At 66.6% G+C, this 10,249-nt stretch carries 8 protein-coding genes; 6 read left to right on the forward strand and 2 right to left on the reverse strand.

All coding sequences use genetic code 11. The annotated features are described in order from the left end of the window. Positions 1-8 precede the first annotated feature (8 nt). From QOI01_RS32015 to QOI01_RS32040, 6 genes are all read left to right on the forward strand, one after another. Positions 9-1,517 (forward strand): alpha/beta fold hydrolase, encoded by a 1,509-nt coding sequence (locus QOI01_RS32015; RefSeq protein ID WP_526387576.1) that lies wholly within the window; start codon positions 9-11, stop codon positions 1,515-1,517. Positions 1,518-1,642: 125 nt separating this feature from the next. Further along, complete coding sequence (locus tag QOI01_RS32020; protein ID WP_526387578.1) at positions 1,643-3,169, forward strand: alpha/beta fold hydrolase; 1,527 nt, start codon at positions 1,643-1,645, stop codon at positions 3,167-3,169. 45 nt (positions 3,170-3,214) lie between these two features. Next, positions 3,215-4,552 (forward strand): glutamine synthetase family protein, encoded by a 1,338-nt coding sequence (locus QOI01_RS32025; RefSeq protein ID WP_526387580.1) that lies wholly within the window; start codon positions 3,215-3,217, stop codon positions 4,550-4,552. 23 nt (positions 4,553-4,575) lie between these two features. Beyond that, positions 4,576-7,542 (forward strand): bifunctional [glutamine synthetase] adenylyltransferase/[glutamine synthetase]-adenylyl-L-tyrosine phosphorylase, encoded by a 2,967-nt coding sequence (locus tag QOI01_RS32030; protein ID WP_526387582.1) that lies wholly within the window; start codon positions 4,576-4,578, stop codon positions 7,540-7,542. A 2-nt stretch (positions 7,543-7,544) separates the two neighbouring features. Beyond that, a complete protein-coding gene (locus QOI01_RS32035) occupies positions 7,545-8,228 on the forward strand; it encodes a PaaI family thioesterase (protein ID WP_526387592.1) in 684 nt (227 codons plus the stop codon). Beyond that, positions 8,225-9,085, forward strand: coding sequence for a TIGR03619 family F420-dependent LLM class oxidoreductase (locus QOI01_RS32040; RefSeq protein ID WP_526387584.1), 861 nt, complete (start codon positions 8,225-8,227; stop codon positions 9,083-9,085). Before QOI01_RS32035 ends, QOI01_RS32040 begins: the two co-directional genes overlap by 4 nt. A 9-nt stretch (positions 9,086-9,094) precedes the next feature. Here QOI01_RS32040 and QOI01_RS32045 read toward each other — a convergent pair whose 3' ends face one another. Then, positions 9,095-9,496 carry a DoxX family protein gene (locus QOI01_RS32045; RefSeq protein ID WP_526387586.1) on the reverse strand — a complete coding sequence of 134 codons (402 nt, stop codon included), beginning with the start codon at positions 9,494-9,496 and terminating at the stop codon, positions 9,095-9,097. A 100-nt stretch (positions 9,497-9,596) separates the two neighbouring features. Beyond that, on the reverse strand, positions 9,597-9,971 hold the full coding sequence (locus QOI01_RS32050; protein WP_526387588.1) for a nuclear transport factor 2 family protein: 375 nt from the start codon (positions 9,969-9,971) through the stop codon (positions 9,597-9,599). Positions 9,972-10,249: the final 278 nt, after the last annotated feature.

Consider the following 10,249-nt stretch of genomic DNA (forward strand, 5'->3'; position numbering starts at 1 on the left):
GGACAGCCATGAACCTCAGACGCGGGGTCCTCGCGGCCGCCATGGTAGTGCTGCTGGTGGCCGGCTGCAGCAAGTTGGTCGATGGGCGCGGTGTCATCGCAGCGCCCAGGCCGGGATCGCCGGTCGACTGGTCGCAGTGTGACCTCACGTCGTCGGACGTTCGCATTCCTGCGGGCGCCCAATGCGGAATGCTCTCGGTGCCGGTCGATTACACGAAGCCGGACGGCGACGTCGCACGGATCGAGATGATCCGGTTCAAGGCGACCGGGCAGAAGATCGGTTCGCTGGTCGTCAACCCGGGAGGTCCCGGTGAGTCGGGTGTCCAGGCCGCCGCCTCGCTGGTCGGCGCCATACCGGAGTCGATCCGGCAGCGCTTCGACCTGGTGGGTTTCGATCCGCGTGGGGTGGGATTGTCCACCCCGGCGGTGTGGTGTAACTCGGACGCAGACAACGACAAGCTCAGGGCGGACCCCCAGGTCGACTACACGCCGGCGGGTGTCGCACACATCGAGTCGGAGACAAAGGACTTCGTCGCGCGGTGCGGCGAGAAGATGGGTGACGAGTTTCTTGCCAACGTCGGAACCGCAAGCGTGGTAAAGGATCTCGACTCCATTCGCGCCACGCTCGGCGACCAGAAGCTGACGTTCCTCGGTTACTCGTACGGCACCCGCATCGGGTCTGCGTACGCAGAGGCCTACCCGCAGAACGTCCGCGCGATGATCCTCGACGGCGCCGTCGACCCCAACGCCGACCCGACCGAGGCCGACATCCGTCAGGCCGCCGCCTTCCAGACCGCGTTCAACGACTATGCCGCGGACTGTGCGAAGAGTGCCAACTGCCCGCTGGGCACCGACCCGGCCAAGGCCGTCGACGTCTACAAGAGCCTCGTCGAGCCGTTGGTGCAGAACCCGGCCAAGACCAAGGACCCGCGCGGGCTGAGCTACAGCGACGCCATCGTCGGCACCATCCTGCCGCTGTACTCACCGAATCTCTGGCGCCATCTGACGCAGGCCCTCTCCGAAATCAAGAACGGCAGCGGCGACACGATGCTGGCGCTGGCGGACCTGTACATGGGCCGCGACGAGCGAGGGCATTACAACAACTCGACCGACGTGCGGGTCGCCGTCAACTGCGTCGACGAACCTCCGGTCACCGATCGCGCCAAGGTGATCGACGAAGACCGCCGTGCCCGCCAGGTGGCGCCGTTCATGAGCTACGGCGAGTTCACCGGTGATGCCCCGTTGGGCACCTGCGCGTTCTGGCCAGTGCCCGCCACCTCCAAACCGCACCAGATCTCGGTGGCCGGTCTGCCGCCCATCCTGGTCGTGTCGACGACGAACGATCCCGCGACGCCGTACCAGGCGGGTGTCGACCTGGCCAAGGAACTCGGCGGTTCGTTGCTGACGTTCCAGGGCACCCAGCACACGGTGGTCTTCCAGGGCAACACCTGCGTCGACGACATCGCCGCCAAGTACCTCATCGACGTGGTGCCGCCGCCGCCTGGCGCCCGGTGCTGACGGGCCAAGCCCGCCAATCGGTTTCGCCCGGTGAGGGTTACCTAGGTCACCATCGGGTCACCGTCTGATCAACGACCAGTCTCTGCTCGCACCCGAGCGTGCCTGGGAGCCCGCCGCGTGCAAGCATGTTCGCCATGTGGTTGGTGGGCAGGCTGATCGCGGCGCTGCTCGCACTACTGATGGTGTCGACCTTCACCGGCCCCACCGCGTGGGCGTCTCCGGAAGGTCAGACGACGCTGCAGTACGGTCAGGCACCGGTATGGGGCAGCTGCGCCGGTTTCATCGGCTCCATCGCCGCCATTCAAACCGCACAGTGCGGGATGGTGGCCGTCCCAGTCAACTACGCGAAACCCGATGGGCCCCAAGCACAGTTGGCGGTCATCCGAGTACCTGCCACCGGTGACCGCATCGGGGCGCTGATGGTCAACCCCGGCGGTCCTGGTGCATCGGCCGTCGACACGGTCGCCGGAATGGCGGTCAACCTCGCCGGCACCGACATCGGCCGCCGCTTCGATCTGGTGGGATTCGACCCCCGCGGCGTCGGGCACTCCACCCCACAGGTCCGCTGCCGCAGCGACGCCGAGTTCGATGCCTACCGCCGCGAACCCATGACGGACTACACCCCTTCGGGCATCGCCCACATCGAGCAGATCTACCAGCAGATCGCCCAGGACTGCATCAACCGAACCGGCCAGGAGTTCCTGGCAGGAGTGGGCACGGCGTCGACGGCACGTGACATGGACGTCGTGAGGGCGGCGTTGGGGGAGAACCAGATCAACTACCTCGGGTACTCCTATGGGACCGAGCTCGGCGCAAGGTACGCCGCACTGTTCGGTGATCGCGTGCGCGCCATGGTGCTCGACGGCGCCGTCGACCCGAATTCCGATCCCGTGGCCGAGAATCTCCGTCAGCTGGCCGGGTTTCAGACCGCCTTCGACGACTACGCCGCGGACTGCGCACAGTCGACCGACTGTCCCCTGGGTCAGGACCCGACGCAGTTCGTCGCGCGGTACCACCAGCTGGTCGATCCGCTGGTTCTGCAGCCGGGACGGACATCCGATCCGCGCGGGCTGAGCTACCAGGACGCGATGACGGGCACCGTCAACGCGCTGTACACGCAGCGCTACTGGAAGTTCCTCACCAGCGGGCTGCTCGGCTTGGAACGCGGCACCGACGCGGGCGACCTGCTCTTGCTGGCCGACGACTACCAGGAGCGCGACGCCGCCGGGCAGTACTCGAACCAGCAGGACGCGTTCACCGCGATCCGCTGCGTCGACTCGCCGTACCCGACCGATCCCGCGGTATGGGCCGAAGCCGACCGCCAAGCCCGCCTCGTGGCGCCGTTCATGGCCTACGGCGAGTTCACTGGCTTGGCTCCCAAAGACGCCTGCGCCATGTGGCCGGTGCCGCCGACCTCGGCACCGGGCGACGCGATCTCGCCGGGGCCGGGAAAGGTAGTCGTCGTGTCGACCACCCACGATCCCGCCACGCCGTACCAAGCCGGCGTCGATCTGGCGCGGGAAATGGACGCCTCCCTGATCACGTTCAACGGCACCCAGCACACCGTGGTCTTCAACGGTGACGCGTGCGTGGATCCTGCGGTCGTTGCCTTCCTCGTCGACTCGGTCAAGCCACGAGAACTTCAGTGCTAGCAGGCGCGTAACACGGAATTAACAGCCTTTGCCTACGCTTCGCACATGGATCGGCAGAAGGAATTCGTGCTCCGGACGCTCGAGGAGCGTGACATCCGGTTCGTCCGGTTGTGGTTCACCGACGTGCTCGGATACCTCAAGTCCGTCGCAATCGCGCCCGCCGAACTGGAGGGTGCCTTCGAAGAGGGCATCGGCTTCGACGGTTCGTCGATCGAGGGCTTTGCCAGGGTGTCGGAATCGGACACCGTCGCCCGCCCCGATCCGTCGACCTTCCAGGTGCTGCCCTGGACGACGAGTGCGGGCAAGCACCACTCCGCACGCATGTTCTGCGACATCACGATGCCCGACGGATCGCCGTCGTGGGCGGACTCGCGACACGTGCTCCGGCGGCAATTGGCCAAGGCCAGCGATCTCGGCTTCTCCTGCTACGTCCATCCCGAGATCGAGTTCTTCCTGCTGAAGCCCGGCGCCGACGACGCCCCGCCCATCCCGGCAGACAACGGTGGCTACTTCGACCAGACCATCCATGACTCGGCACCGAACTTCCGTCGCCACGCCATCGAGGCACTGGAACAGATGGGCATCTCGGTCGAGTTCAGCCACCACGAGGGCGCGCCCGGACAGCAGGAGATCGACCTGCGGTACGCCGACGCGCTGTCCATGGCCGACAACGTGATGACCTTCCGATACGTCGTCAAGGAGGTCGCGCTCGGTGAGGGCGTGCGGGCGTCGTTCATGCCCAAGCCGTTCGCCGAGTACCCCGGTTCGGCGATGCACACCCACATGAGCCTGTTCGAAGGTGACACCAACGCCTTCCACACCCCGGACGACCCGCTGCAGCTGTCGCCCGTGGGCAAGTCGTTCATCGCCGGAATCCTCGAACATGCCAGCGAGATCAGCGCCGTCACGAACCAGTGGGTGAACTCATACAAGCGCCTGGTCCACGGCGGCGAGGCTCCGACCGCGTCGTCCTGGGGTGCCGCCAACCGGTCCGCACTGGTCCGGGTGCCCATGTACACCCCCCGCAAGGCGTCGTCGCGGCGGATCGAAGTCCGCAGCCCCGACTCGGCCTGCAACCCGTATCTGGCGTTCGCGGTTCTGCTGGCGGCAGGTCTGCGCGGGGTCGAGAAGAACTACGTGCTGGGGCCTCAGGCGGAGGACAACGTCTGGAACCTGACCCCCGAGGAACGCCGCGCCATGGGGTACAAGGAGCTACCGAGCAGCCTCGGCGTCGCGCTCAGCGAAATGGAGAACTCCGAACTGGTCGCCGAAGCGCTGGGAGAGCACGTCTTCGACTTCTTCCTGCGCAACAAGCGCGCCGAGTGGGAGAACTATCGCAGCCACGTCACGCCGTTCGAGCTCAAGGCCTACCTGTCTTTGTAGTCTCACGAGATACCGTCTTGGACGTGGTCAAACCCGCGACGCAGCGACCAACGCTGCCCAGCGTCGGCAGACTGGGGTTGGTCGAGCCACCCGCCCGTGCCGATCTGGCCAGGTTGGGCTGGAATACCGACGCACACGTCGAGCTGTTGTGGTCGATGTCCCGGTCGCCCGACGCCGACACGGCGTTGCGCACGATGGTGCGACTCGCCGACGCGCTCGGTGGCGACTGGGACGAGCTGAACCGTGCGCTGGTCAAGGACCGCGGCTTGCGCGGCCGACTGTTCGGTGTGATCGGTTCGTCGGTGGCGCTCGGCGACCATCTCGTCGCGCAGCCGCGGTCGTGGCACCTGCTGGCGGGTGCCGTCGCGCTGCCGTCCGCCGTCGATCTACGTGACGCCTTTGCGGGCCTGGCCGAGAAATCCTCCGACGCAAACGATTTGCGAGTCCTCTACCGGGACCGGCTGCTCGTCCTCGCCGGGCTGGATCTGGCGCCGACGGTCGAGAACGAGCCCGTCGTGCCCTTCCCGACGGTCGGCGCCCACCTCGCCGATCTCGCCGACGCCGCACTCGGCGCGGCCCTGATCGTCGCGACCAGGGCCGTCTGCAGGGACGACGCGCCGCCGCCACGGCTGGCCGTCATCGCGATGGGCAAGTGTGGCGCACGCGAGCTCAACTACGTCAGCGACGTCGACGTCATCTTCGTAACGGCGGGGACGGCCCCGAAGGATCTGGCCATCACCACCCGGGTGGCCGGCGAGATGATGCGGTTCGCTGCCGACGCCTTCTTCGAGGTCGACGCGGCGCTGCGGCCGGAAGGCAAGCGCGGCCAGCTGGTCCGCACCCTGGAATCCCATGTGGCGTACTACGAACGGTGGGCCAAGACGTGGGAGTTCCAGGCGCTGTTGAAGGCCAGGCCCGCGGTCGGTGACGTTGAGCTCGGGAACCAGTACATGGCAGCGCTCGCGCCAATGGTGTGGACGGCCCGCGAGCGGGAGGACTTCGTCTCCGAGGTCCAGGCGATGCGCCGTCGCGTCGAAGAGCTGGTGCCCGCCGGGGTCAGGGACCGCGAACTCAAGCTCGGCACGGGTGGATTGCGGGACGTCGAATTCGCGGTGCAGTTGTTGCAACTGGTCCACGGCCGCAACGACGAGTCCCTCCACGTCGCATCCACGGTCGACGCGCTCGCCGCGTTGAGCGCCGGCGGGTACGTCGGGCGTGACGACGCCGCGAACCTCACGGCGTCCTACGAGTTTCTGCGACTCCTCGAACACCGCCTGCAGTTGCAGCGACTCAAACGCACCCACATGCTCCCCGAGTCCGACGACGAGGAGGCCATGCGGTGGCTGGCCCGCGCCGCGCACATGCGGCCCGACGGTCAGCACGATGCGCTGGGCGTCTTGCGCGAGGAACTCAAACGCCAGAGCCTGCGGGTGTCACGCCTGCACGCCAAGCTCTTCTACCAGCCGCTGCTGGAGTCGGTCGAAGGATCGGCCGTCGAGTTCTCCACGAGCATGTCGGCGGAGGCGGCCGAACGTCAGCTCGCCGCACTGGGATACGAGGGGCCGCAGAGCGCGCTGACCCACCTGGCCGCCCTGACGAGCAGCAGCGGCCGCCGTGGCCGCGTGCAGCAGGTGCTGCTGCCGACCCTGCTGGACTGGCTGTCCGACACCCCCGACCCGGATGCGGGACTGCTGTCCTACCGGCGCATCAGTGAGGAACTCGCCAACGAGCGCTGGTATCTCGCCTCGCTGCGCGACGAGGGTGCGGTGGCCAAGCGGTTGATGCACGTGCTCGGCACGTCGGCGTTCGTCCCAGAACTGTTGATGCGCGCCCCCGAGGTGATCCAGCAATACGCCGACGGCCCGTCTGGCCCGAAGCTGCTCGAGGTTGAACCCGAAGGTCTGGCCCGTGCGCTGGTGGCATCGGCCGGCAGGCACCGGGAACCACCGCGAGCGATCGCGGCGGCGAGAACGCTGCGCCGCCGCGAGCTGGCGCGCGTGGCCTCTGCCGACCTGTTGGGAATGCTCGAGGTCACCGACGTCTGCCGGGCTCTGACTTCGGTATGGATCGCGGTACTGCAGGCCGCCTTGGATGTCGTCGTGCGTGCGAACACCCCGGCCGTCGGGGCGCCCGCCCGGATCGCGGTGATCGGGATGGGCAGGCTCGGCGGCGGCGAATTGGGCTACGGCTCCGACGCTGACGTCATGTTCGTGTGCGAACCCGTCGGCGACGCAGATGAATCCGTGGCGGTGCGCTGGGCGGTGACCATCGCAGAACAGGTGCGCAAGGTTCTCGGCACGCCGAGCGCAGACCCTCCGTTGGAGGTCGACACGAACCTGCGGCCCGAGGGGCGCAACGGTCCGCTGGTGCGGACCCTCGCCTCCTACGAGGCTTACTACGCGCGGTTTGCCCACACGTGGGAGGTCCAGGCGCTTCTGCGGGCCCACTGCGTCGCCGGCGACGCTGACCTCGGGCAGCGGTTCCTGCTGATGATCGACGAGACCCGCTACCCACCCGGCGGGGTGTCACCTGCGGCGGTGCAGGAGATCAGGCGGCTCAAGGCGCGCATCGACGCCGAACGCCTGCCGCGTGGTGCGGACCCGAACACCCACACCAAGCTGGGCCGGGGCGGCCTTGCGGACGTCGAGTGGACGGTCCAGCTGCTCCAACTCCGCTACGCGCACCAGATTCTCGCGTTGCACAGCACGTCGACGCTGGACACGCTGGACGCGATCGGTGCGGCGGAACTCATCGCAGAAGGTGACGTCGACCTGCTGCGCCAGGCCTGGCTGACGGCGACGCGCGCCCGCAATGCGTTGGTGCTGGTGCGCGGCAAGCCGACCGATCAGCTACCGGGGCCCGGTCGCCAGCTCAACGCCGTTGCGGTGGCGGCGGGTTGGGACAGCAGCGACGGCAGCGAGTTCCTGGACAACTACCTCCGGGTCACCCGCCGCGCAAAGGCAGTGGTGCGCAGGGTCTTCGGCGAATGAGCATGGACTTCCCGTTCGACCTCATCGCGGCCGACGAGTACGACCGGCTGCGTGCGCTGCACGGGCCGCTGACCCAGGCGATGCGTGAGCTCATCGACGCCGGAATCCGCACCGACGTCGACGAGGCAGGAGTGCGCGAGGCGCAGGCCGCCATCGAAGCCGTCACCGAGCGGTTGCGCGCCGCGCAGCGCGAACAGACCTCGACGCTGCGGCACGCGGACACGGGCAGGCCCCTGGCATGGGCCAATCCGGCCGTGGGGCTGCGCAATGCGATCGCGCCCCCGATGGACATCCACCAGGACAACGGTCACTGCTGGGCCGAGTTCAGTCTTGGCTTGGCCTACGAGGGACCGCCGGGTTTGGTCCACGGTGGCATCTGCGCGCTGGTGCTGGATCACATTCTCGGGGAAGCGGCCAGTGATGGTCTGACGAAGCCGCTCTTCACCGGCACCATCACGCTGCGCTACCTGCGCGGCACGCCACTTGGCCCATTGCGTGCCGAGGCGTTCATCGAAAGGACCGAGGGCATCAAGACATACGCGCGCGGCTATCTCGGCACCACCGACGGCTGGACCGTGCAGGCCGACGGCGTGTTCATCAGGCCCTCGTGGGCGCGCGACGACGGCCCTGGGGGTCCCCCCGCTTGCGGGGGAGAGCGAAGCGACCCGGGGATCCGAACCGCGTGAGATTCTACGTCAGCACGGCCTTCCTCGATACGAAGGAAGTCATCGAAGTCGCCAGAGCTGCAGACGATCTCGGCTACGACGGGATGGGCATACCCGATCATGTGATCAACCTGCAGACGCTCCAGACGCCGTATCCCTACACCAAGGACGGTTCGCGGCGGTGGGAGGCGTTCACGCACTGGCCCGACCCCTGGGTGATGATCGGGGCGATCGCCTTGGTCACCAACCGGTTGCGCTTCGTCACCACTGTCTACCTGCCCGCGATGCGCGACCCGTATTCGGCCGCCAAGGCGATCGGCACCGCGGCCTGTCTTGCCGATGGCCGACTCGAACTCGGGATCGGCGTCGGCTGGTGTGAAGAGGAATTCACATTGATGGGCCAGCGGTTCGACCGCCGCGGCAAGCGCACCGACGAGATGCTGGAGTTGATGCGAAAGCTCTGGCAGCCGGGTTGGACCGAGTTCGCCGGCGAGTTCTACTCCACGCCGCGCCTGGAGATGGAACCCACCCCGCCGCACATTCCGATCTACGTCGGAGGCCTGTCCGACATCGCACTGCGCCGCGCGGCCCGCAACGACGGCTGGATCGGCGACCTGATCACCACCGATCGCGCCATCGCATCGGTCGACAAGGTTCGGGAGATGCGTGCCGAAAGGGGTTTGTCGATGGACGATTTCACAGTCTTGACGCCGCTGACCGATGCGTTCACGCCCGAGCACTTCGAGCGGGCCGAAGCTGCGGGCATCACGGGCACCATCACGATGCCGTGGATGTTCTACTCCGGGCCGCAGGCTTCTCTGGCCGACAAGATCGACGGCATGAAGCGCTTCCGCAAGGATCTGCGGCTCGACGGTTGACCGCGGAAGCTATCTCGAAGGTCGCCAGGCGTCGATGGCATAGGCGCCGCCGCCGATGAAGACGAGCAGGAAGAACCCGAAGCACAACAGCACGGCGGGCTCGCCCTTGTTTACGATGGGCCAGAAGTCGGTGGGCATGTGCTGGGTGAAGTACGCGAACGCCATCGCGCCGGAGGCGATGAACGCCGCTATTCGCGTGAACAATCCGATGGTGATCAGTACGCTCATGACGATCTCGAGGGTGCCGGCCCACCAATAGGGCCAGGAACCGGTCGCAGCTCCGGTACCCGTGGGCCATCCGAACAGGTGGGACGTGGCGTGGGTGAGCAGCACCAGCCCACAGATCACCCGAAACAGGCTCAAGACGGCGGGAGCGAACTGACTGAGTCTGGCGTCCAACTTCTGAGTCATGTCTTGAGAATAGTATTCGGACCGCAGTCCGCATAGCCCAGCCACGTCGATCTCGCCAAATTTGACGATGACCACCCGGCCTCCGGCAAACCCGTGACGGCTACTTCGTGCCGAAGATGCGTTCCATCACGGCAGTGTCGCCGAAGGACTCGGTCCTGACGATCTTGCCGTCACGAAACGTGAACACGTCGGCACCAGTGGTGCTTTCACCCTCGATGGTGACGTCGGTGAGCGCGACGACGACATCGCCATCGGCGATGATCCGATTGGGTTTCGTCCCGAACTGCTTCCCCGCGATCTTCCCGAGTAGCTCGACCACTTCACCCTTGCCGTGATACGTCCCGCTGAGAGTGCTCTTGCCGGGCTGTATCCACTCGACGTCGTCGTCGAAGGCCTGCAGTGCTCCTTCGAGATCGCCTGCCGCAAAAGCGGCGTACCCCTTCTTCGTTGTTTCGACATTGTCATCTCTGGACATCGTTGTCTCCCCCTAGTGCGTGCTTCCAATGGCAACAACGCTACTGCGGCACGGCTGCAAAACCTCGGAGAAAGAGGTAGCAAACCGGTCGATGCTTCCGGATGCAACGACGACGCAAACTTCAATTCTGTGCAGAGGCAACCAAATTCGCGGTCGACCACCGCCGAACAACAAAGGGCCGGACGGAGTCGATTCTTCGTCCGGCCCTGCGTCAAGCTGGCTTATACGTCGTAGTAGAGCCCGAACTACCAACTGGGACTTGGCAGATGGAAGCTGTG

It is taken from the genome of Mycobacterium sp., assembly GCF_032162605.1.
GTDB lineage: Bacteria > Actinomycetota > Actinomycetes > Mycobacteriales > Mycobacteriaceae > Mycobacterium.

Excerpts from the sequence above, each read along its gene's own strand:
- QOI01_RS32015 (WP_526387576.1), top strand. The coding sequence starts at position 9 with ATGAACCTCAGACGCGGGGTCCTCGCGGCCGCCATGGTAGTGCTGCTG.
- QOI01_RS32020 (WP_526387578.1), top strand. The coding sequence starts at position 1,643 with ATGTTCGCCATGTGGTTGGTGGGCAGGCTGATCGCGGCGCTGCTCGCA.
- QOI01_RS32025 (WP_526387580.1), top strand. The coding sequence starts at position 3,215 with ATGGATCGGCAGAAGGAATTCGTGCTCCGGACGCTCGAGGAGCGTGAC.
- QOI01_RS32035 (WP_526387592.1), top strand. The coding sequence starts at position 7,545 with ATGGACTTCCCGTTCGACCTCATCGCGGCCGACGAGTACGACCGGCTG.
- QOI01_RS32045 (WP_526387586.1), bottom strand. The coding sequence starts at position 9,496 with ATGACTCAGAAGTTGGACGCCAGACTCAGTCAGTTCGCTCCCGCCGTC.
- QOI01_RS32050 (WP_526387588.1), bottom strand. The coding sequence starts at position 9,971 with ATGTCCAGAGATGACAATGTCGAAACAACGAAGAAGGGGTACGCCGCT.